The sequence below is a fragment of the Methylocystis sp. L43 genome, from assembly GCF_015709525.1.
In the GTDB taxonomy this organism is placed as follows: domain Bacteria; phylum Pseudomonadota; class Alphaproteobacteria; order Rhizobiales; family Beijerinckiaceae; genus Methylocystis.
Genome location: NZ_JADNRA010000033.1, coordinates 116,108 through 138,428 on the forward strand (window position 1 = coordinate 116,108; position 22,321 = coordinate 138,428).

Annotated in this window: 17 protein-coding genes; 13 read left to right on the forward strand and 4 right to left on the reverse strand. The window is 64.0% G+C overall.

Translation table 11 applies throughout. The features are described 5' to 3' along the window. The first annotated feature begins 335 nt into the window (after window positions 1-335). The 12 genes from IYX23_RS14025 (at window position 336) to lpxB (ending at window position 13,656) form a co-directional block, all read left to right on the forward strand. Window positions 336-1,325, forward strand: a complete 990-nt coding sequence (locus IYX23_RS14025; RefSeq protein ID WP_246716803.1) for an SDR family oxidoreductase — start codon at window positions 336-338, stop codon at window positions 1,323-1,325. A gap of 159 nt (window positions 1,326-1,484) precedes the next feature. After that, entirely contained in the window at window positions 1,485-2,213 is a 729-nt protein-coding gene (gene pyrH, locus IYX23_RS14030) for a UMP kinase (protein WP_196393373.1), read from the forward strand. A 171-nt stretch (window positions 2,214-2,384) separates the two neighbouring features. Then, window positions 2,385-2,945: a ribosome recycling factor gene (gene frr / locus IYX23_RS14035; protein WP_014892614.1), complete on the forward strand. Its 561-nt coding sequence runs from the start codon at window positions 2,385-2,387 to the stop codon at window positions 2,943-2,945. 51 nt (window positions 2,946-2,996) lie between these two features. Next, the gene (locus IYX23_RS14040) at window positions 2,997-3,776 is read left to right on the forward strand and encodes an isoprenyl transferase (protein WP_196393374.1); all 780 of its coding nucleotides are present in this window, start codon (window positions 2,997-2,999) and stop codon (window positions 3,774-3,776) included. Continuing rightward, a complete protein-coding gene (locus IYX23_RS14045) occupies window positions 3,773-4,651 on the forward strand; it encodes a phosphatidate cytidylyltransferase (protein WP_196393375.1) in 879 nt (292 codons plus the stop codon). Before IYX23_RS14040 ends, IYX23_RS14045 begins: the two co-directional genes overlap by 4 nt. A 10-nt stretch (window positions 4,652-4,661) precedes the next feature. Then, window positions 4,662-5,909: a 1-deoxy-D-xylulose-5-phosphate reductoisomerase gene (gene dxr / locus IYX23_RS14050; protein WP_196393376.1), complete on the forward strand. Its 1,248-nt coding sequence runs from the start codon at window positions 4,662-4,664 to the stop codon at window positions 5,907-5,909. Window positions 5,910-5,964: 55 nt separating this feature from the next. After that, window positions 5,965-7,119: an RIP metalloprotease gene (locus tag IYX23_RS14055; RefSeq protein ID WP_196393377.1), complete on the forward strand. Its 1,155-nt coding sequence runs from the start codon at window positions 5,965-5,967 to the stop codon at window positions 7,117-7,119. A gap of 412 nt (window positions 7,120-7,531) precedes the next feature. Next, window positions 7,532-9,850 (forward strand): outer membrane protein assembly factor BamA, encoded by a 2,319-nt coding sequence (bamA, locus tag IYX23_RS14060; protein WP_196393378.1) that lies wholly within the window; start codon window positions 7,532-7,534, stop codon window positions 9,848-9,850. A gap of 127 nt (window positions 9,851-9,977) precedes the next feature. After that, complete coding sequence (lpxD, locus tag IYX23_RS14065; protein WP_196393379.1) at window positions 9,978-11,048, forward strand: UDP-3-O-(3-hydroxymyristoyl)glucosamine N-acyltransferase; 1,071 nt, start codon at window positions 9,978-9,980, stop codon at window positions 11,046-11,048. 68 nt (window positions 11,049-11,116) lie between these two features. Next, entirely contained in the window at window positions 11,117-11,581 is a 465-nt protein-coding gene (gene fabZ, locus IYX23_RS14070; protein ID WP_196393380.1) for a 3-hydroxyacyl-ACP dehydratase FabZ, read from the forward strand. 135 nt (window positions 11,582-11,716) lie between these two features. Continuing rightward, window positions 11,717-12,517, forward strand: coding sequence for an acyl-ACP--UDP-N-acetylglucosamine O-acyltransferase (lpxA, locus tag IYX23_RS14075; protein ID WP_196393381.1), 801 nt, complete (start codon window positions 11,717-11,719; stop codon window positions 12,515-12,517). Further along, complete coding sequence (gene lpxB, locus IYX23_RS14080) at window positions 12,514-13,656, forward strand: lipid-A-disaccharide synthase (protein WP_196393382.1); 1,143 nt, start codon at window positions 12,514-12,516, stop codon at window positions 13,654-13,656. Before lpxA ends, lpxB begins: the two co-directional genes overlap by 4 nt. Before the next feature lie 13 nt (window positions 13,657-13,669). Here lpxB and ssb read toward each other — a convergent pair whose 3' ends face one another. From ssb to IYX23_RS14095, 3 genes are all read right to left on the reverse strand, one after another. Then, entirely contained in the window at window positions 13,670-14,176 is a 507-nt protein-coding gene (ssb, locus tag IYX23_RS14085; protein ID WP_196393383.1) for a single-stranded DNA-binding protein, read from the reverse strand. A 214-nt stretch (window positions 14,177-14,390) separates the two neighbouring features. After that, on the reverse strand, window positions 14,391-15,701 hold the full coding sequence (dctA, locus tag IYX23_RS14090) for a C4-dicarboxylate transporter DctA (protein ID WP_196393474.1): 1,311 nt from the start codon (window positions 15,699-15,701) through the stop codon (window positions 14,391-14,393). 183 nt (window positions 15,702-15,884) lie between these two features. Continuing rightward, window positions 15,885-16,307: a type II toxin-antitoxin system VapC family toxin gene (locus tag IYX23_RS14095; protein ID WP_196393384.1), complete on the reverse strand. Its 423-nt coding sequence runs from the start codon at window positions 16,305-16,307 to the stop codon at window positions 15,885-15,887. A gap of 437 nt (window positions 16,308-16,744) precedes the next feature. Here IYX23_RS14095 and uvrA point away from each other — a divergent pair, with 437 nt between their 5' ends. After that, window positions 16,745-19,780 (forward strand): excinuclease ABC subunit UvrA, encoded by a 3,036-nt coding sequence (gene uvrA, locus IYX23_RS14100; protein WP_196393385.1) that lies wholly within the window; start codon window positions 16,745-16,747, stop codon window positions 19,778-19,780. Between the two features lie 99 nt (window positions 19,781-19,879). Here uvrA and clpA read toward each other — a convergent pair whose 3' ends face one another. Beyond that, a complete protein-coding gene (clpA, locus tag IYX23_RS14105) occupies window positions 19,880-22,318 on the reverse strand; it encodes an ATP-dependent Clp protease ATP-binding subunit ClpA (protein WP_196393386.1) in 2,439 nt (812 codons plus the stop codon). Between the last annotated feature and the right edge of the window lie 3 nt (window positions 22,319-22,321).

Consider the following 22,321-nt stretch of genomic DNA (forward strand, 5'->3'; position numbering starts at 1 on the left):
TCCGCGACCTCTCCGCGTCATGCACCGGCCTTGTGCGGGCATCCACGCAGCGACGCTACGCGAGCCTCTCAGCGTAACTCAGCCTCTCGAAGTGGATGGCCGGGACAAGCCCGGCCATGACGGCTGAAAGTCCGCGTCGTCACTCCCCCGCATAGGCGCAGCGACCTTCATCTCCGCCTCTCTGTGCTTCGCGCTGAGTGCGCGAAGAGGATGCAACGGCTGTTGGCGATGCTTTTGGTTATCGCCCCCACGCGAAACAATCGCGGGCGGGCGGCGTTTAGGCTCCGGATGTTGGTTTTCGTCGCAAGGCGAAGATCGAGCAGGAGGAGCATCGCATGCGCGCCAAGAAGACCGCCGCAGACGACATGATTCGCGGACCGCGCGTTGCGAGCGTGATCGAAACCGACACCTCCGTGCTCGGCTTCGATGACGCGCCGTCCGCGCGGGGACTGCGCGATCCGCGCGAACTCTATCCCAAGCCGCCCTTCGAAAAGCAGACGCAGCCCTGGCCGGGTCTCGCCGGCCTCATGACGCCGCGTCCCGATCACGGCGAGGAGAGCTACCGCGGCTCGGGGCGTCTGCTTGGCCGCAAGGCGCTCATCACCGGCGGCGACAGCGGCATCGGCCGCGCCGCGGCGATCGCCTTCGCCCGCGAGGGCGCCGACGTCGCGATCAATTATCTGCCGGAGGAGGAGGCGGACGCGAAGGAGGTCATGACTCTTCTGGGCGAGGCCGACGTCAATGCGGTGGCGCTTCCAGGAGATATTCGCGACGAGGGCTTTTGCCGCAAGCTCGTCGACGATGCGGCGCGCGATCTTGGCGGCCTGGATATTCTCGTCAACAACGCCGCGCGCCAGCATGCGCGCCAATCGATTCTCGACATTACGATCGAGGATCTCGACTGGACGTTTCAAACCAATCTCTACGCGCTGTTCTGGATCACGAAAGCCGCGATTCCGCATCTCCAGCCGGGATCGTCGATCATCAATACGAGTTCGATCGTCGCCTTCGATCCTTCGCCGCAGCTTCTGGATTATTCGGCGACCAAGGCCGCCATTCTCAACTTCACCAGATGTCTGGCGAAGCAGCTCGCCGACAAAGGCATCAGGGTCAACGCCGTGGCGCCCGGCCCGTTCTGGACGGCGCTGCAGCCGAGCGGCGGACAATTTCCCGATCACCTCGCCGAATTTGGCGCCGACACGCCGCTGGGGCGCCCGGGACAACCGGCGGAAATTGCGCCGCTTTATGTGCTGCTCGCGTCCAATGAAGCGAGCTTCACGACGGGACAGGTCTTCGGCGCGACGGGCGGCGAGGTGGGGCCGTAATCGCTCGCCCCAAGTCTGTACGCTTCAATTCCTGCGTCGCGGCTCCCGTTGGCTCGTGACAGTGGCTTCATTCAGAACTCGTGCGACTGCCTCACTTGCGGGCGCCGCTCGGCGTCCGTAAGAAGAACGCGCCCCGCTTCAGCCACCGAGAGACGCCTCATGTCCGACCTCACGTCGACGCGACGATTCAAGCGTGTGGTCGTCAAATTGTCCGGGGAAGCCCTGCAGGGCGCGGCGCCGCACGGGCTTGACGCCGTCACGCTCGCCCGCATCGCCGCGGACCTCGCGACCGCCGCGGACGCGGGGCATGAGATCGCCGTCGTCGTCGGCGGCGGCAATTTCTTTCGCGGCATCAAGGGCGCCGACACCGGGATCGAGCGCGCGCGCGCCGATTCGATCGGCATGCTGGCGACGGTGATGAACGGGCTGGCGCTGGAGCAGGCGGTCGAAGGGCAGGGGCGGCAGGCGCGCTGCCTCTCCGCCGTCACCATGCCGTCCATATGCGAATCCTTTTCGCGCCGCGCCGCCCTGCATCATCTGGCTAAGGGACGCGTCGTCATTGCGGCCGGAGGCACCGGCAATCCCTTCTTCACGACCGACACCGGCGCGGTGTTGCGCGCCGCGGAGCTGTCCGCCGACGCGGTGCTCAAAGCCACGCAGGTCGATGGCGTCTACACCGCCGATCCCAAGCGCGATCCGACCGCGCAGCGCTATGACCGCTTGAGCCATGACGAGGCGATCGCCAAAAACCTGGCGGTGATGGATACGGCGGCCTTCGCGCTCGCCCGCGAGAATAAAATCCCGATTCTGGTCTTTTCGATCGCCGAGGCCGGCGCCATCGACGGGGCGCTTTCCGGTCAGGCGCGCGCCACCCTCGTCGCGCCGTAAGACGCTTTCGCGCGCGACGCGAAATCGTGCAATAAATCTTGCGCCGCGGAGCCGCAGCGCCGGCGAGGGCGGCGGCGTGCGCCTTTTCGCCGCGCCATGTATGAAAACATAAGAAGCCGAGCCGCGCGAGTGTTCGTGAGAGCGGCGACAGATCAAAGACAGGTTGTGAACATGGCGGAAACTTTTGACCTTGCGGATATGAAGCGCCGCATGCAGGGCGCGGTCGCGACGCTCAAGCACGAATTCGGCGGGCTTCGCACGGGACGCGCCTCGACGAGCTTGCTCGATCCGATTCATGTTGAAGCTTATGGGCAGGTTTCGCCGCTCAATCAGGTCGCCACCGTCAGCGTGCCCGAGCCGCGGCTTCTTTCGGTGCAGGTATGGGACAAGGCGTTGGTCATCGCCGTGGATAAGGCGATTCGCGAGGCCAATCTCGGTCTTCAGCCGACGGTTGAAGGTCAGAACTTGCGCATACGCATGCCGGAGCTGAACGAGCAGCGCCGCAAGGAACTCGTCAAAGTCGCGCATAAATACGCCGAGGAGGCGCGGGTCTCCGTGCGCCACGTGCGCCGCGACGGCCTCGACATTCTCAAGAAGTTGCTAAAGGATCACGCGATTCCCGAGGACGATGAGAAGCGTCACGAACAAGAGGTGCAGAAGGCGACGGACGAGACGGTGAAGGAGATCGACGCCGCGCTCGCCGCCAAGGAAAAGGAAATCATGCAGGTCTAGGACGCTGCGACGTCGCCTGGCGCAGGTCCCATGGCCATTCGGAACCCGAATATGACGGAAAGCGACATTCTGGAGGCGCAAACGAACGCGCAGCGCGCGCGCGCGGCGCCGCGTCATGTCGCGCTGATCATGGACGGCAACGGCCGCTGGGCGGCGAAGCGGGGCTTGCCGCGATTCGAAGGGCATCGGCGCGGCGTCGAGGCGCTGCGTCGCACGGTGCGGGCGGCGATCAAGCTCAACATCGGCTATCTGACGGTCTATTCCTTCTCGGCGGAAAACTGGTCGCGTCCGCGCGAGGAGGTGGAAAGCCTCCTATCGCTGCTGCATCGCTTCATCCGCAACGATCTGGCGGAGTTGCACGCGAGCAATGTGCGCGTGCGGGTCATCGGCGCGCGCGCCGAGCTCGCGCCCGACATCTCGGACCTGCTGCGCGAGGCCGAGCAGATGACGCAGGCGAACTCCGGGCTGACCCTCGTCGTCGCGTTCAACTATGGCGCGCGGCAGGAGATCGCGGCCGCGGCCCGCGCGCTCGCGGAAATGGTGGCGCAAGGCCGACTGGCGCCCGAGGAGATCGACGCCGACGCCATCGCGCAACGGCTCGATACGGCGGACATTCCCGATCCCGACCTGATTATCCGCACGTCGGGCGAGCAGCGGCTGTCGAATTTCCTGCTGTGGCAGGCGGCTTACGCCGAATTCATCTTCTTGCCGATTCTCTGGCCCGATTTCGATGAGGGGGCGCTGGCGGCCGCGATCGCCGAATACGCCCATCGCGATCGGCGCTTCGGCGGGCTTGAAGCCGCGGCGCGCAGCGCCAAGACCGCTTCATGACGGCGGATCAAAGGGAGCCAGCCATAAGCGGCGCCGGCCGGTCGAAGTCGTCTGCCGGAGGGTTCGCCGACCTCGGGCCGCGCGTCGCCTCCGCCGTGGCGATGGTCTCTGCGGCGCTCGGCGCGCTCTATCTTGGCGGCGACGTCTTCGCGCTCTTCTGGCTGGCGGCCGCTTTCGCAGTGAGTTGGGAGTGGCAGAACCTGATCGGCGGCGAGGGTCGCGCCGCCAGAATCGCCGTCGGCGGCGCGGCGGTCGCCGCCGCAATGGCGTTTGGACGGGTGTTTATGCCAGGCGCCGCCGCGCTCGCGATCGCGGCTTTTGCCCTTGCGGGCGCAGCGCTGGCGGGGGCCGAGCGTCGGCTCTGGGCGGCGACGGGCGTCGTCTACGCCGGCGCGCTCGCCTTCTCGGTATGTCTCTTGCGCGAATCGGCTGATGTCGGCGCGCTCGCGATCGCCTTCCTGTTCGCCGTGGTCTGGGGCACCGATGTCTTTGCCTATTTTGGCGGCAGGTTGATCGGCGGACCCAAGCTTTGGCCGCGCGTCTCGGCCGGCAAGACATGGTCCGGCACCATCACCGGCGTCCTCTGCGGCGCATTCCTTGGCCTCGTCGCCGTTTACCTCGGCGCCGGCCCGCAACTTGCGAACTGGCGTGTGTTCCTGGTCGGATTGGCCGCCGCCGCCTTTTCGCAAGTCGGCGATCTTTTCGAATCTTCGGTCAAGCGCCGCTTTGGGGTGAAGGACTCGAGCCAGCTCATTCCCGGCCATGGCGGCGTCATGGATCGGCTCGACGGCTTCATCTTCGCCAGCGCCTTCGCGGCGGCGGTGGGCCTGCTGCGCGGCGCGCCGTCGGTGGCGGCCGGTCTTTTCTTCTGGTAGGGCGGAGCCAATGGCATTAGCAAACGGACAGTTTCACGCGCACGCCCCGGCTCAGCCGAGGGCGCTGGCCCCGCGCCGCATCGTGCTGCTGGGCGCGACGGGTTCGATCGGCCGTTCGACGGTCGACATTCTCGAACGCGATCCGGAGGGGTTTTCGGTGTCGGCGGTGGCGGGCGGCCGCGATGTCGAGGCGCTCGCGCGCGTCGCCCGCGCGGTCAGGGCCGAATTCGCGGCGATCCGCGACGAGAGCGCCTATGCGGCGCTCAAGGAAGCGCTCGCCGGGACCAACACTCAGGTCGCCGCGGGTCGCGAGGCGGTCATCGAGGCCGCGCTGCGCGACGCCGATCTCGTGGTCTCGGCCATCGTCGGCGCCGCCGGCGTCGAGCCGACCTACGCGGCGCTGGCCGCCGGCCGCGACGTGGCGCTCGCCAATAAGGAATGTCTCGTCTGCGCGGGCGTGCCGTTCATGCGGACGGCGGCGGAAATGGGCGTGCGGCTGCTGCCGATGGACAGCGAACACAACGCCATTTTCCAGGCGCTCGGCGGCGAAGACCCCTCCCGCATCGAACGCATGATCGTCACCGCCTCTGGCGGACCCTTCCGCACCTGGAGCAAGGAGCGCATCTCCGAGGCGAGCGTCGAGGAGGCGCTCAACCATCCCAATTGGGCGATGGGCCCGAAAATAACCGTCGACTCGGCTGGCATGATGAATAAGGGGCTCGAACTGATCGAGGCTCATCATCTTTTCGGCATTCCGGCCGAAAAGCTCGAAGTCGTGGTCCATCCGCAGTCGATCGTCCACGGCCTCGTCGCTTTTTCCGACGGCTCGGTGACCGCGGGAATCGCCGTGCCGGACATGCGCACGCCGATCGCCCATTGTCTGGGCTATCCCGACCGGCTGACGACCCCGACGCCGCGCCTCGATCTGGCGAAAATCGCCACGCTGACATTCGAAGCCCCTGATTTTGATCGGTTTCCTGCGCTGAAACTGGCTCTCGACGTTCTGCGCGCCGGCGGCGGCCTGCCGACCGTGCTCAACGCCGCCAATGAAATCGCCGTCGAAGCCTTCCTCGATCGCCGCATTTCCTTCGACGGAATCGCTCGCCATGTGGCGGAGGCCTGCGAGGCCGCTTTGCGCGACGGAACCGCAAATGCGCCCGCAACAGTTGAGGATGCCCTCGCGGTGGACCATATTGTCAGAGAAAGATCACGATCGGCCTTGGCCGGGCGTGCCGCATCAGGCATGCTGCTTCAGTGATCATGGCGCGCGCCGCCGGCAGGCTGGGCGCAAGCGAGACCTGCGAGACAGCGCTTTGCTAGACCTCCTGACGACCTTCGCCTTTTATCTCATCCCCTTCGTGCTCGTTCTCACGCTGGTCGTGTTCGTGCACGAATTTGGACACTTCATCGTCGGCCGATGGTGCGGCGTGAAGGTGGACGCCTTCTCTATCGGCTTCGGACCGGAGCTGTGGTCTCGGGTGGATCGTCTCGGCACGCGCTGGCGCATCGCCAGCATTCCGCTCGGCGGCTATGTCAGCTTCCATGGCGACGCCAACGCCGCAAGCGCGCCGGACCCCGAAGCCGTGCGCGCGATGCCCGAGAGCGAGCGCGCGGTGACCTTCGCGGCGCAGTCGGTATGGAAGCGCGCCGCCATCGTCTTCGCTGGTCCTTTTGCGAATTTCATTCTGGCGATCGCGATTTTCGCAATTCTCTTCGGCGTTTATGGGCGGACGGTCTATGCGCCGCGCGTCGGCTCGCTGACGCCTGGCGGCGCTGGCGCCGCTGCGGGCTTCATGGCCGGCGACCTGGTGCTGACCGTCGACGGCGCGCCGGTCGACTCCTTTTCGAATCTGCAGGAAATCGTTTCGAGCTCGGCCGACAAAAAACTCGTTTTCGTGATTCAACGCGGCGATGAGCAGCTGACGCTTCCGGTTGTTCCCGCCCTGCGCGAGGTCGAGAGCGCGATCGGCAAAATCCGAATCGGCATGCTGGGCATTCAGGCGTCAAAGGCCGCAGCCGACATCCGTCGGGAACGCTACGGACCTGCCGACGCGGTGGCGATGGGCGTGCAGGAAACTTGGACGGTCGTGCGCCGCACCGGAAATTATATCGGCGGACTGGTCACTGGACGGGAGAGCGCCGATCAGCTCTCCGGACCGATTGGCATCGCGCAAGTCTCGGGACAAATGGCGCAGGCGGTCTCCAAGGTCGGCATCGCGCCGCTGTTGAGCCTCATCGCGATTCTCTCGGTTTCAATCGGCCTGCTCAACCTCATGCCGGTGCCGCTGCTCGACGGCGGACATTTGCTGTTCTTCGCGATTGAGGCGGCGCGCGGCCGCGCGCTCAACGAGCGCGCGCAGGAAGTCGCCTTCCGAGTGGGTCTCGCGATGGTCGGCGCGCTGATGATTTTCTCGACCTACAACGACATCGCGCGGCTTATTCACAAGCTCACCGGCTCAGGCTCCTAGCGCGTTTCCAAGATCACTTGGAATCATGTGATCGAAAGGAATCGCTCTAAATAAAAATGCTGGAGCGGGTTCTCATCGAAAATGCTGTCAGCTTTTTCGGAACCTGCATGGGCGCACGCGGCCGCTGCAACGACGTGCGCGCAGGATGCCGTTTAAGCGCGCGATTCCCGTCGTAATTTGGACATGATGACGTTTGCGGCGCCACGTCTTAACCATGCGCTGACCATGAATCGTGGCTTTAACGTCACGCCTTCGACAAATTGCAGAAACAACATTTAATCTGCATTTGCAGGGTGGGGTAAACCTTGTAGAAGGAATCGCTCACCGCCGGCCAAGCGCCGATCGCCGGCGCATTTACATGAGTTTCGCGCCGCGGCCCGGGCGGCGACGTTGCGACGAGGACCTGCACTTTATGCGCTCAATCAGCAGCATTTGGAAATCATCGTTCCTGTTCGCGGTCGTGGCCGCTCTGCTGGCGTTTAGCGTTCCGGCGTTCGCCGCCGCCGACATCAATCGGATCGCGTTCGAGGGCAACAGCAAGGTCAAAACCGACATGCTGCAGGAGCAGGTGCGCTCGCGCGCCCGCACGGAATTCAACCCGCAGATGGCCGAGGCCGACGTGGCGCGATTGACGGAAGTCTATCGCCGGTCGGGACGCGCTGCGGCGAAAGTGAGCTATCGCACGGTTGATCTGCCGAACGGACGAGTCGATCTGGTCTTCACCATCGTTGAAGGCGATAAGACCGGCGTTAAGGAGATCCGATTCATCGGGAATGAGGTCTACTCCACACGCCGTCTCGTCGGCATGATGGAGACGACGGAAATGAACTTCCTGTCGTTCCTCAAGACAAGCGACGTTTATGATCCCGACCGCATCGCCGCGGACCTGGAACTCATTCGTCGATTCTATCTCAAGAACGGCTACGCCGATTTCCGCGTGATCAGCTCCGACGTGCAGTTCGATCCGACGGCCGGCGGTTACATCATCACCGTCGTGGTGAACGAGGGCCCGCAGTATCGGGTGTCAACGGTCAGCGTCGAATCCCATCTTCCCGACGTGGACGGCGCCGCGTTGAATGATTTGCTGCGGCTTGCGCCGGGCGACGTCTACAACGGCGACGCGGTTGAGAAGACCGTCGAAGCGCTGACCCGCGAAATCGCCAGGAAGGGCTATGCCTTCACCCAGGCGCGCCCGCGCGGCGAACGCAATCCAGCCGATCAGACGGTCGCGATCCAGTTCCTGCTCGAGGAAGGGCCGCGGGTCTATATTGAACGCATCAACATTCGCGGCAACACGCGCACGCGCGACTACGTCATTCGCCGCGAGTTCGATATCGGCGAGGGCGACGCCTATAACCGCGTCCTGATCGACCGCGCCGAACGCCGGCTGAATGGCCTCGGCTATTTCAAGAGGGTCAAAATCACCAATGAGCCGGGCTCAGCGCCGGACCGCGTGATCCTGAACGTCGACGTCGAGGACCAGCCCACCGGCAACTTCGGCATCTCTGGCGGTTATTCGACGAACCAGGGCTTCATCGCCGAAGTGTCGGTGTCAGAAAGCAACTTCATGGGCCGCGGCCAGGCGGTGCGCCTTTCGGTGCAGGGCGGCCAGATCGCTCGCGGCGTGACGTTCAGCTTCACGGAGCCTTATTTCCTCGACCAGCGCATCGCCGCCGGCTTCGACGTCTTCGTGCGTCGGCAGGACGCTTATAACTACTCGATCTACAGCTCGACGTCCTACGGCGGCACGTTGCGCTTCGGCATACCGGTCACCGAAGAGCTCAGCTTCTCGCCGCACTACTCGATCTATCAGACGACGATCTCAATCCCGAACGACAAGAATCGTCCTTACAACGACTGTTTGGTGCCGGTGTTTGGCTACACGCCTGGTTTCACTCCGTTCTACCCGCAGCCCGAATATCCGAACCTCCTGGTCAACTGCCAATCGAACGGCGAAGCCTCGCTCGCGATCAAGGAGTCGCAGGGCGGGCTGCTGACGTCGCTCGTCGGCTATTCGCTGAACTACAGCACCATCGACAACTTCAAGAACCCCCATAACGGCTGGCTGGCTTCGCTCAATCAGGACGTGGCGGGTCTCGGCGGCGGCTCGCGCTATCTGCGCACGACCGGCGATATTCGCTACTTCCGCGAGATTCCCTATCTGGACGACGTGGTCGGCATCGCCCGTCTGCAGGGCGGCGATCTGTCGACCTTCGGCGGCTACAAGCCGCGCATTCAGGACAATTTCAACCTCGGCCCCAGCTTGGTGCGCGGCTTCGCGCCGGGCGGCATTGGTCCCCGCGATTCGAACATTCTGACGAGCTTCAACAACAACCGCGGCAACTCGCTGGGCGGCTCCAACTATGTCGGCGCATCGCTCGAAGTTCAGTTCCCGTTCTGGTACCTGCCCAAGGATCTGGGCTTGAGAGGCGCGCTCTTCGCCGACGCCGGTTCGCTATGGAATTTTAGCGGCAAGACGAACTACGCCAACAATCTGCCGACGATTCCCGGCGTGACCTGCATCGGCGCCTATACGCCGCAGGCGGGCTTCGGCCAGGGCAATTGCGTGGTGCCGATCGCGAATAAATTCGCCATCCGCTCGTCGGTCGGCGCTTCGGTGTTGTGGAATTCGCCCATGGGGCCGATCCGCTTCGACTACGCGGTCGTGACCTCGAAGGTCTATGGCGACATCACCCAGAACTTCCGCTTCAGCGGCGGCACCAACTTCTAATGATTGGAGACGATCGCCGGGCGAACCGCGCCCGGCGGACGGCGCAACGCCCAACAAACGCGCGCACGCGAGGCGCAGCGTGTGAAGGTTTTGCCCCACGCCCACGTGCGGCGCAGGTCCTTGCAGGGTGAGCGCAGCGGCCTTCTTTCCCTTGGCGCGACCCGCCCCTTTAAGCGAAATTGCGCGGATCGCCGGCGCAGAAATTCGCGGCGGCCCTGACGGTGCGCAAGCGTCGGGCGAGCCTGCGCCGCCGCCCCTCATCATTGGCGTCGCGCCGCTCGATTGGAGCAGGGCGGGCGACCTCTGCTTCTACGACAACCCGCGCTATCGCAAGGCGCTCTCGGAATGCCGAGCGACCGCCTGTTTCCTGCGCGCGCGCCATGTTGATCTGCTGCCCAAGGCCGTCGTCGCGCTCGTCGTCGACGATCCCCAGCGCGCGATGACGCTTGCGGCCGCGCATCTCTTTCCGGACGCGCTGCGGCCCGGCTCCCTATTCCAATCCAGCGGCGTTTCTCCGGGAGCGGCGGTGCATCCGCAGGCGCGACTCGAACCCGGCGTGGTCGTTGATCCCGGCGCCGTGATCGGGCCGGGCGCCGAGATCGGCGCCGGAACGATTATCGGGCCGCAGGCGGTGATCGGCCCCAATGTGCGCATCGGTCGCGATTGTTCGATCGGCGCACATGCGAGCCTTATCCATGCGCTGATCGGCGACCGCGTCGTCATCCACCCCGGGGCGCGGCTGGGCCAAGATGGCTTCGGCTTCGCGCCGACGCGCGAAGGCTATCTCAAGACGCCGCAGGTCGGTCGCGTGATCGTGCAGGACGATGTCGAGATCGGCGCCAATACGACGATTGATCGAGGCGCGTCGCGCGACACGATCATCGGCGAGGGAACCAAAATCGATAATCTCGTGCAGATCGGCCACAATGTGGTGATCGGGCGTTTTTGCGCCATTGTCGCCCAATCTGGACTCGCCGGCTCCTGTGAGATTGGCGATTTCGTCGCGCTTGGCGGACAATCCGCTGTCGCCGGCCATCTCACGATCGGCGAAGGCGCAGCGGTTGCGGCCAAATCCGGGGTGATGCGCGACCTGCCGGCCGGGGCGCGGGTGGGCGGCGCGCCCGCGCGACCGTTGCGGCGGTTCTTGCGCGGCGCTGCGCTGCTCGACCGACTCGCGCGCAGGGACAAGCCGACGTAAGACAAGCCGACGCAAAAACAAGCAAAAACTGGGATGGCGCTCGCCATGCCCTCGAGAGGGAGGAAGAAATGCCCGAGGCCGCGGCCGGCGCGACTCTGGAGAGCGCCGACATTTTGCAGATCATGAGCCAACTGCCGCACCGTTATCCGTTCTTGCTGATCGATCGCATCTTCGACATCCGCGGCGACGAATCCTGCGTCGGCTTGAAGAATGTCACGGTCAACGAGCCGCAGTTTCAGGGGCACTTTCCCGAGCGTCCCATCATGCCCGGCGTCCTGCTCATCGAGGCGATGGCGCAGACCGCCGGAGTCATCGCCATCCGCGCGCTGAAGGGCGCGGATCGGTCGCGTCTCGTTTATTTTGTCACGATCGACAATGCGAAATTCCGCAAGCCAGTGACGCCCGGCGACCGCGTCGAATTCCACATGACCAAAACCGCGCAGAAGCGAAACATCTGGTGGTATTCTGGGCGCGCGATGGTCGACGGCGCGCTGGTCTGCGAGGCGCAGATCAGCGTCATGATGGGCGCCTAGATCACGCTGCATTTGGGCGGAATAGCCCAAATGCAGATAACGTGATCGATTCCCAAAGTTTAGAGCGCGCTCTATGCGAAAAACCGGTTCCCACTTTTCGCAACGCGCTCTAGCGTCGGCGCGGCGAGTGCGACATTGAACCCTTCGGTTCATCCGTCCAGTGTCGTCGAAGACGGCGCGCGGCTCTGCGCCGGCGTCGCCATCGGCCCGTTTTGCCATATCGGCGCGGGCGTCGAGATCGGCGACGGCGCGACTCTCCTCTCCCATATCGTCGTCGGCGGCCGAACCCGCATCGGCGCGCGCACGAAGATTTTCCCCTTCGCCGCCGTGGGACTGCCGTCGCAGGATATCAAAGCTGCGCTTGCGCAGGGCGCGCTGACCATCGGAGACGGATGCGTCATTCGCGAAGGCGTGACCATTAATGCAGGCGTGGGCGAAGGCACGCGAATCGGGGCGCGCTGCGTGTTTCTTGCCGCTTCGCACGTCGCTCATGACTGTCGGCTGGGCGACGACGTGATACTGTCCAATCAGGTTCTGCTGGGCGGCCACGTCGAGCTTGGGGACCATGCGATGATCGGCGGCGCGACGGCGGTGCATCAGAATGTGCGTATAGGCGCGCATGCTTTCGTCGGCGGCCTTTCCGGCGTCGAAGGCGACGTCATTCCCTTTACGCTCGCGTCGGGCAACCGCGCCCATCTTTTCGGCCTCAACCGCGTCGGCCTGCAGCGGCGCGATTTCGCGCCGGAGCGCATCGAACGGCTACGCCGGGCGTATCGCCTGCTCTTTACGCGTGACGCGCGCGCGCTGAGCGAACGCATCGACTGTCTGTCCCGAGATTTCGCGGATGACGCAGACATTGCGGCGATCGTCGAATTCCTGCGCGCGCCTTCGACGCGACCGCTTTGCGCGCCTCGCGCGCGCGCTGAGTCGCCGTGAGCGCGCCGCGCATCTTCCTTGTCGCTGGCGAAGCCTCTGGCGATCAGCTCGGCGCAGCGCTGATGCGGGCTTTGCGCGCCGCGCGTCCGGAGACCGTTTTTGCCGGCGTCGGGGGCGAGGCGATGGCGCGCGAAGGCCTCGTTTCGTTGTTTTCGCTCGAAGACATCGCGGTGATGGGCCTCATTCCGGTCCTGGCGCGGCTGCCGCGCCTTGTCCGGCGCATCGCACAGACGGCGCGCGCGGTCGTCGATCAGGCGCCGGATTGTCTCGTCATTATCGACGCGCCGGATTTCACCCATCGCGTCGCGCGTCGCGTGCGGGCCTCCCGACCTGACCTGCCGATCGTCGATTACGTCAGCCCGACCGTATGGGCGTGGCGGCCCGGCCGCGCCCGCGCGATGCGCAATTACGTCGATTGCCTGCTGGCGCTGCTGCCCTTCGAGCCGCAGGCGCATGCTCGCCTTGGCGGGCCGCGATGCGTCTATGTCGGCCATCCGCTGGTCGAGCGGCTCGACGAGCTGACGCGGCCTTCTCACGATCGCGGCGCGGCGCGGTCGCTGCTGGTTCTACCCGGGTCGCGACTTGCGGAAGTGCGGCGCATGACGCCGATTTACGGCGAGGCGCTCGAACTTCTTTTGCGCGAACGCGCCGACTTCGAGGTCGTCATTCCTGTCGCGCCGAACGTTGAGAAGACGTTACTACGCGAATTGCGGGGATGGCCGCTGACGCCGCGTCTGATCGGCCAGGCGGAGAAATTCGCCGCCTTCCGAAATGCGCGCGCTGCGCTTGTGACGTCCGGCGTCGCGACGCTGGAGCTGGCGCTCGCCGGCGTTCCGATGGCGGTCGCCTATAAGGTCTCGCGCGCCGAATCGTTGCTGCGCTTTCTCGTCAAGGTCGAATCGATCGTGCTGCCCAATCTCATCATCGGCGAAAATATTGTGCCGGAATTCCTGCAGGAGGCGGCGACGCCGCGCGCGCTCGCCGAGGCGCTGAGGCCGCTCTTGCGCGAGAGCGCCGCGCGCGAAGCGCAGCTCGCGGCCTTCAAGCGCGTCCGCGCGCGCCTGCTCGAGACAGGTCGAACGCCGAGCGCTCGGGCGGCCGACATCATCCTCCAATATGCCTCGCGCGGTCGCTCTTAGAGCGCGCCTGGGATCAGAAGGGAATGTCGTCGTCGAGTTGGTCGGAGAGCTTGCCGGCCGGGGCGGGACGCCGCTCGGCGGGACCGCGCTCCATCGGCGAGGAGCGGCCAAAGGATCCGCCGCTCTGGCTATAGCCGCTGTCGTAGTCGCCGCCCTCGCTGCGTCCGCCCTTGCTGTCGAGCAGAGTCAGTTCGCCGCGAAAACGCTGCAGCACGACATCGGTCGCCTTGCGCTGATTGCCGTCCTTGTCGGTATATTCGCGGGTCTGCAACTGGCCCTCGAGATAGATCTTGGAGCCCTTGCGGCAGTATTGCTCGGCGATCTTCCCGAGATTTTCGTTGAAGATCGACACATTGTGCCACTCGGTGCGATCTTTGCGCTCGCCGGTGTTCTTATCGCGCCAGGACTCGGTGGTCGCCACCGAGAAGGAGACGACGCGATCGCCGGACGGCAGCGTCCGCACCTCCGGATCGCGGCCGAGATTGCCGATCAGGATCACCTTGTTGACGCTGCCCGCCATGTCGCTCTCCGCTTGCTTGACGCGTGGCACTCTAGTGCAAAGGCCGGTCCTGGGGCGCGTCGGCTCGGCTTGTCCACAGATGATGTGGTTGCGCCTCTCGACCCAGAACGTTCGATTTTTGTTCTAGCAGCGGCCGTAACATCGCGCAAGCACAGCGGAATTTTGTTCTCTTTTTCCGAAGCTTAGCACCTGCGTGCGGCGGCGGGCTCCTGTCTCACTCCGTCGTGACGCCGATCGCGACATCGGAAGGATCAATCTTGCGTGCGAGCCCCGCCGTCAGCCGCGCGCGGTCCAACTCGCCCTCCCAGGCGGCGACCACGATGGTGGCGACGCCATTGCCGATGAAATTCGTCAAGGCGCGGCACTCGCTCATGAATTTATCGACGCCGAGCACAAGCGACATGCCCGGCGCCAGCTGCGGATCGACCGCCATCAAGGTCGCCGCCAAAGTGATGAAGCCCGCGCCGGAAACGCCGCTCGCGCCTTTCGACGTCAGCATGGCGACGATGAGGATGGTCGCCTGATGGGACAGGTCCAGCTCGACGCCCATCGCGCGCGCGATGAACAGCGTCGTCAGCGTCATATAGATGTTGGTGCCGTCGAGATTGAAGGAATAGCCGGTCGGCACGACCAGTCCGACGACCGACTTCGAGCAGCCGAGCCATTGCAGCTTCTCCATCAGTGCGGGCAGGGCGCTTTCGGATGAGGATGTGCCGAGCACGATGAGCAGTTCGTCGCGCAGATAGGCGATAAGGCTGAAGATGTTGAAGCCGGCCGCGCGCGCGATGACGCCCAGCACGAAGACGACGAAGAGCCCGGCCGTGAGATAGAATAGACCGACGAGTCCGGCGAGCGACAGAAGCGCGGCTGAGCCATATTTCGCCACCGTATAGGCCATGGCGCCGAAGGCGCCGATCGGCGCGGCTTTCATGATGATCGCGATGACCCCGAACATGGCGTGGCCGACGTCGTCGATGATCACCCGCAGCGCGCGGCCGCGCTCGCCGAGCGCGAGAAGCGCAAAGCCGAAGAGCAGCGAGAACAGCAAAACCTGCAGAATATCGCCTTTGGCGAAGGCGCCGATCGCGCTGTCGGGAATGATGTCGAGAAGAAAATCGACGCCGCCGCGCTTTTCCGCGAGCGCCGTATATTTGGCGATGGCGGAGGGGTCGGGCTTGCCGGCGAAGCCAGCGCCGACCTGCGCCAGATTTCCAATCAGCAGGCCAAGCGCGAGAGCGAATGTGGAGACGATCTCGAAATAGAGGAGCGCCTTGAGCCCGACGCGGCCGACTTTGCGCGCGTCCTCGATATGGGCGACGCCGGAGACGACCGTGCAGAAGATGATCGGCGCGATCGCCATTTTGATGAGCTTGACGAAGCCGTCGCCGAGCGCCTTCACCCAGTCCTGCGCGGCGGCGTGCGGCGCCAGCCAGCCGAACAGCGCGCCAAGCGCAATGGCCGCGAGCACCTGGACATAGAGGTGGCGATAAAGGGGCTTCTTCGGCGTCACGCCATCGCGCCTCATTGCATCGAGCGGCAATTCATAGCTCCTCAACACGGAGAAATACCCCTTCCTTCTGAAAAGCTCCGATGTCCGACGCTTCGCTTCAAGCGAGGCGATCGGGACTCCTGAGCAAATTCGGAAGGCTGGCGTGTTTGGCGGGATTCTCGGTCAGCCCTCTGGCCAGAGAACTTATGCACTGGCCCGCTATTGGGCCGTGAAAGGATTTATGACGGCAAGGTCTAAATCGCTAAAGTCTGCAACATTGCGCGTCGCGAGCGTCATCGCATGAGCAGATGCGATGCTCGCAACCATCGCATCCATGACGGCGAGCGGCTTGCCTCGCATTTTGCGTCTGGCGCGCAAACGGGCGAAGGCGTGCGCCGCGCGTTGATCAAACGCCAATATGCGGCCAGCGAAAATCTCCTCTTCGATCGCGTCGCAGGCTTTGGTCAAAACATCCTTCTTTCGCCCCTCAGGCAGCAGAGCCAGACCAAAACGAAGCTCCGCGATGACTGGCGTCGCGATGAAGAAATCGAGCTCAGAATAGGAGTCCATCCAGCGCCGCACGTTACCGTCGCCCATCGGCTTAATCATTTCAGAGACGATGTTCGTGTCGAGCAAGATCATTCGAAATCTGGCGGGGCGCGGTCGCTTTGATCACGAGGCTGAATGAAATCGTCCGTCCAATCTTCTTGCGACACGAGACTTTTGAGCCGCGTTCCAAGTCCTCCGGCCGCTCGGGCGCGCTCTGGCCGGACAGCCTGAGACAAAGCGCGTTCGAGCAACAATTTCGCCTGGCTCGAAATGCTGCGCTTATGCCCGTGCGCTAGATCCTCGATCTGGCGCTTCATTTCCGGGGGAACGTCTCTCAACAGAATGTCAGGCACGCCAGCCTCCGCATTTGATATCAATGATATCGCTATGCGGGCGCGATATCAAGGCTGACGTTGCAAGCGAGCTGATCGAGCATCGGATGAGCTTCAGATGGATTTATGCGGCGGCGCGTGGCATTTGCCTTGCTCAGCGCCTAAATGACGCTTCCACTCTCCTTCCGGCCTTTGTGAATGGCGATCATCAAGCAAAAGGACGCGCGAGCGGGCGCATCAATTCACTCCAGCGCAGACTCCAAATCCATCTCCATCCGCGGCGCGCGCGAACATAATCTCAAGAATGTCGATCTGACGATTCCGCGCGACAAGCTGGTGGTGTTCACCGGCCTGTCAGGTTCCGGCAAGTCGTCGCTCGCCTTCGACACCATCTATGCCGAAGGCCAGCGCCGCTATGTCGAGTCGCTGTCGGCCTATGCGCGGCAATTTCTGGAGATCATGCAGAAGCCCGACGTCGATCAGATCGACGGGCTTTCGCCGGCGATCTCCATCGAACAGAAGACGACATCCAAAAACCCGCGCTCGACCGTCGGCACGGTCACCGAGATTCACGACTATATGCGTCTGCTCTGGGCGCGAGTCGGCGTGCCCTATTCGCCGGCGACAGGGTTGCCGATCGAGAGCCAGACCGTTTCGCAAATGGTCGATCGCGTGCTGGCGCTTCCGGAAGGCTCGCGGCTCTATCTGCTCGCGCCGGTCGTGCGCGGCCGCAAAGGCGAATACCGAAAGGAGATCGCCGAATATACGAAAAAGGGCTTCCAGCGCCTCAAGATCGACGGCGCCTATCATGAGATCGCCGACGTGCCGGCGCTCGACAAGAAGTTGAAGCACGACATCGATGTCGTGGTCGACCGCATCGTCGTGCGCCCCGACATGAGCGCGAGATTGGCCGACAGTTTTGAGACCGCGCTCGATTTGTCGGGCGGCCTCGCCGTCGTCGAATTCGCTGATCGGCAGTCGGCAGTCGGCAGTGGGCGGTCGAGGGATGACGACCGACTGCCGATTGCCGACCTGCCGACTGCCGTCGCCAATGTCTCTACCCATTACGCGCCCGGCCACATCGTCTTCTCGTCGAAATTCGCCTGTCCCGTGTCGGGCTTCACCATCCCGGAGATCGAGCCGCGGCTGTTTTCCTTCAACAATCCCTTCGGCGCCTGTCCGGTCTGCGGCGGCATCGGCCATGAGCAGAAGGTCGACGCCGACCTCGTCGCGCCCAATCCAAAGCTGACGCTGCGCAAAGGCGCGGTCGCGCCCTGGGCGAAATCGACCTCGCCATATTATCAGCAGACGCTCGAAGCGCTCGGCAAGCATTACAAGTTTCGGCTCGACGTCCCGTGGGAGACGCTTTCCGACAAGGCGCGAAACGTCATTCTCTACGGCTCGGGCGAGGAGGAGATTCGCTTCTCTTATGACGACGGTTTTCGCGCCTATGACGTGAAGAAGCCGTTCGAAGGCGTCGTCATCAATCTCGAGCGACGCTATCTCGAAACCGACAGCGAATGGGCGCGCGACGAGATCGGCCGCTACATGTCGGCGACGCCGTGCCTCGCCTGCGAAGGCTTTCGCTTGAAGCCCGAAGCGCTCGCCGTCAAAGTCGCGCGCAAACATATCGGCGAAGTCTCGGAGCTTTCCGTGCGCGCCGCGCTCGACTGGTTTCGCGCGCTGCCCGACGCGCTCGACAAGAAGCGCAACGAAATCGCCTTCCGCATCTTGAAGGAAATTCGCGACCGGCTAAATTTTCTCGTCGACGTCGGCCTCGACTATCTGACGCTGTCGCGCAATTCAGGCTCGCTGTCGGGCGGCGAAAGCCAGCGCATCCGCCTGGCGTCGCAGATCGGCTCGGGACTGACCGGCGTTCTCTATGTGCTGGACGAACCGTCGATCGGGCTGCATCAGCGCGACAATGACCGTCTGCTCGACACGCTGCGGCGGCTGCGCAATCTCGGCAACAGCGTCATCGTCGTCGAGCACGACGAGGACGCGATTCTCGCCGCGGATTATGTCGTCGATGTCGGACCCGGCGCCGGCATTCACGGCGGCAAAATCGTTGCGCAAGGGACGCCGCAAGAGATCATGAACGATCCCGCTTCGCTCACCGGGCAATATCTGACCGGCGAGAAACAGGTGATCCTTCGTCACAAGCTGCGCAAGCCGACGGCCGGGCGTTGGCTCAAGCTCTTCGGCGCGCGCGGCAACAATCTCAAGGAGGTCACGGCGGAAGTGCCGCTTGGCCTTTTCACTTGCGTTACTGGCGTCTCGGGCGGCGGCAAGTCGACGCTCGTCATCGAAACGCTCTACAAGGCCGTGGCGCGGCGGCTCTCCGGCGCGCATGAGCACCCGGCGCCCTTCGATCGCCTCGAAGGACTCGAGCAGATCGACAAGATCATCGACATCGATCAGTCGCCGATCGGCCGCACGCCGCGCTCCAATCCGGCGACCTATACCGGCGCCTTCACGCCCATTCGCGAATGGTTCGCGGGCCTCCCCGAGGCGAAGGCGCGCGGATACGCGCCGGGACGCTTCTCCTTCAACGTCAAGGGCGGCCGCTGCGAAGCCTGCCAGGGCGACGGCGTCATCAAAATCGAGATGCACTTTCTCCCCGACGTCTACGTCACCTGCGACGTCTGCAAGGGCAAGCGTTATGATCGCGAGACGCTTGAAGTGAAATATCGCGAAAAATCCATCGCCGACGTGCTCGACATGACGGTCGAGGAGGCGGCGACTCTGTTCAAGGCGGTGCCATCGATCCGCGACAAGATGGAAACCTTAAAACGCGTCGGCCTCGACTACATCCATGTCGGCCAGCAGGCGACGACGCTGTCCGGCGGCGAGGCCCAGCGCGTCAAGCTCTCCAAGGAACTGTCGCGCCGCTCCACAGGCCGCACGCTCTATATTCTCGACGAGCCGACGACGGGTCTGCATTTCCACGACGTCGCCAAGCTGCTCGAAGTGCTGCATGAACTCGTGGAGCAGGGCAATACGGTGGTCGTGATCGAGCACAATCTCGAAGTCATCAAGACGGCCGACTGGATCATCGACATGGGGCCGGAGGGCGGCGACGGCGGCGGCGAAATCGTCGCGGCGGGACCGCCGTCCCAGATCATCAAGGAGGGGCGGAGCCACACCGGGCGCTATCTCGCCGAAGCGATGGCGCGCAAACCATCTGCGGCCGCCACCGCGCCGGTGAAACCCAAGAAAGCGCGAACGGTTTAAAAGCCCGTCGCCGCCACGTCTTCTCCTAAAAAAAGCAGGGCCGCCTCGCAGCGCATGCGAAGCGGCCCTGTTTGTTGTGCGACGCGCCGCCGTCAGAGTTTAGCTCTTCAACGGCGCCGGTCGTTCGTCGCGTTCCGAATCGGCGCCGCGAATCGCCGCGTCATCTCCGGATGCGGCTTCCTCCGCCGCGCGCTTCTTGCCGGCCTCGAAGATGTCGCGCTCAGGCCGCGGCAACACCGGTCCCTCCGGGAAGACAAAGCCAAGCGACTTCGCTCCGGTGTCGTCGCCGACGACGACGACGCGCACGGCGCCGCCGTTCTTCAGACGGCCGAACAGCACCTCGTCGGCGAGCGGCGTCTTGATGTGCTGGTGGATGACCCGCGACATCGGCCGCGCGCCCATGGCTTCGTCATAGCCGTGCTCGACGAGCCAGCTGCGCGCTTCGTCGGTCAGCTCGATCGTGACGTTGCGGTCGGCAAGCTGCGCTTCGAGCTGCATGATGAATTTGTCGACGACGCGCTTGATGACGTCGACCGGCAGATGACCGAAAGGCACGATGGCGTCGAGACGATTGCGGAACTCCGGCGCGAAGAGCCGATTGATCGCTTCGCTGTCGTCGAGATCGCGGCGCGTGCGCGTGAAGCCGATCGGCGTGCGGGCAAGATCCTGCGCGCCCGCATTCGTCGTCATGATGAGGATGACGTTGCGGAAGTCGATGGTCTTGCCGTTATGGTCGGTCAGCTTCCCGTGGTCCATCACCTGCAGCAGGATGTTGTAGAGATCGGGATGCGCCTTCTCGATCTCGTCGAGCAGCAGCACGCAATGCGGATGCTGGTCGATGGCGTCGGTCAGCAGGCCGCCCTGATCGAATCCCACATAGCCGGGAGGCGCGCCGATCAGCCGGCTCACGGTATGGCGCTCCATATATTCCGACATGTCAAAGCGCACGAGCTCGATGCCGAGCGATGTCGCGAGCTGGCGCGCGGCTTCCGTCTTGCCGACGCCGGTCGGTCCGGAGAAGAGATAGCAGCCGATCGGCTTCTCCTGGTCGCGCAGACCCGCCCGCGCCAGCTTGATCGCCGACGTCAGCGCCGAGATCGCCTTATCCTGCCCATAGACGACGCGCCGCAGCGTCTCGTCGAGATGCGCGAGAACTTCGGCGTCGTCCTTGGAGACGGTCTTCGGCGGGACGCGCGCCATGGTGGCGATCGTCGTTTCGATCTCTTTCAATCCGATCGTCTTTTTGCGCTTGTTTTCCGCGACCAGCATCTGCGCCGCGCCGGTTTCGTCGATCACGTCGATCGCCTTGTCCGGCAGCTTGCGGTCATGAATGTAACGCGCCGAGAGCTCCACCGCGGCCTTCAGCGCGTCGTTGGTGTAGCGGATCTTATGGAACTCCTCGAAATAGGGCTTAAGCCCCTTCACGATTTCGATCGCATCGGGGATCGAGGGTTCGTTGACGTCGATCTTCTGGAAGCGGCGAACGAGCGCGCGATCCTTCTCGAAATACTGCCGGTATTCCTTGTAGGTCGTCGAACCGATGCAGCGCAGAACGCCCTGCGCCAGGGCGGGCTTCAGAAGGTTCGAAGCGTCCATCGCGCCGCCCGAGGTGGCGCCCGCGCCAATCACCGTATGGATCTCGTCGATGAAGAGGATCGCGTTCTTGTGATTCTCGATTTCCTTCACGACCTGCTTCAGGCGTTCTTCGAAGTCGCCGCGATAGCGCGTGCCGGCGAGCAGCGCGCCCATGTCGAGCGCGAACACCGTCGCCCCGGCGAGAACCTCCGGCACCTCGTTGGAGACGATTTTACGCGCGAGGCCTTCGGCGATCGCCGTCTTGCCGACGCCGGGATCGCCGACGAGCAGCGGATTATTCTTTTGCCGGCGGCACAGGACCTGAATCGTGCGCAGCACTTCCGGCTCGCGGCCGATCAGCGGGTCGATGCGGCCGTCGCGCGCCTTCCGGTTGAGGTTGACGCAATAGGCCTCGAGCGCGCCTTCCTTCTTGCGGCTCTCGCCGTCACGACCCTCGCGGCCTTCGCTGCGTTCGCCGTCTTCCTCGACGCCGCGCGGACTCCGGCTGGCGTCCGAAAGCCCGGGACGCTTGGCGATGCCATGGCTGATGAAATTGACGGCGTCATAGCGCGTCATATCCTGCTCCTGCAGGAAATAGACGGCGTGGCTTTCGCGCTCGGCGAACAGCGCGACAAGAACATTGGCGCCGCTGACGTCTTCGCGGCCGGACGATTGCACGCTGATAATCGCCCGCTGCACGACCCGCTGGAATCCGGCGGTCGGCTTGCATTCATCCGCGTCTTCGTTGACGAGGTTGTCGAGCTCGCGATCGATGTAGTCGCGCAGATTCTTGGTCAGCACGTCGAGATCCACGGAACAGGCGCGGAGCACCGCCGATGCGTCGACGTCCTCGACGAGGCTCAGCAGAAGGTGCTCGAGCGTCGCATATTCATGGTGCCGCTCGCGGGCGGAGGCGAGCGCACGGTCGAGGGTCTGCTTGAGATTGCGCGAGAAGGTCGGCATGCG

What these genes read in the sequence shown, in the direction of transcription:
- dctA (WP_196393474.1), bottom strand. Translation starts at nt 15,701, where the DNA reads ATGAGGCGCGATGGCGTGACGCCGAAGAAGCCCCTTTATCGCCACCTC.
- ssb (WP_196393383.1), bottom strand. Translation starts at nt 14,176, where the DNA reads ATGGCGGGCAGCGTCAACAAGGTGATCCTGATCGGCAATCTCGGCCGC.
- bamA (WP_196393378.1), top strand. Translation starts at nt 7,532, where the DNA reads ATGCGCTCAATCAGCAGCATTTGGAAATCATCGTTCCTGTTCGCGGTC.
- IYX23_RS14025 (WP_246716803.1), top strand. Translation starts at nt 336, where the DNA reads ATGCGCGCCAAGAAGACCGCCGCAGACGACATGATTCGCGGACCGCGC.
- IYX23_RS14095 (WP_196393384.1), bottom strand. Translation starts at nt 16,307, where the DNA reads ATGATCTTGCTCGACACGAACATCGTCTCTGAAATGATTAAGCCGATG.
- IYX23_RS14040 (WP_196393374.1), top strand. Translation starts at nt 2,997, where the DNA reads ATGACGGAAAGCGACATTCTGGAGGCGCAAACGAACGCGCAGCGCGCG.
- dxr (WP_196393376.1), top strand. Translation starts at nt 4,662, where the DNA reads ATGGCATTAGCAAACGGACAGTTTCACGCGCACGCCCCGGCTCAGCCG.
- uvrA (WP_196393385.1), top strand. Translation starts at nt 16,745, where the DNA reads ATGGCGATCATCAAGCAAAAGGACGCGCGAGCGGGCGCATCAATTCAC.
- pyrH (WP_196393373.1), top strand. Translation starts at nt 1,485, where the DNA reads ATGTCCGACCTCACGTCGACGCGACGATTCAAGCGTGTGGTCGTCAAA.
- fabZ (WP_196393380.1), top strand. Translation starts at nt 11,117, where the DNA reads ATGCCCGAGGCCGCGGCCGGCGCGACTCTGGAGAGCGCCGACATTTTG.
- IYX23_RS14045 (WP_196393375.1), top strand. Translation starts at nt 3,773, where the DNA reads ATGACGGCGGATCAAAGGGAGCCAGCCATAAGCGGCGCCGGCCGGTCG.
- frr (WP_014892614.1), top strand. Translation starts at nt 2,385, where the DNA reads ATGGCGGAAACTTTTGACCTTGCGGATATGAAGCGCCGCATGCAGGGC.
- clpA (WP_196393386.1), bottom strand. Translation starts at nt 22,318, where the DNA reads ATGCCGACCTTCTCGCGCAATCTCAAGCAGACCCTCGACCGTGCGCTC.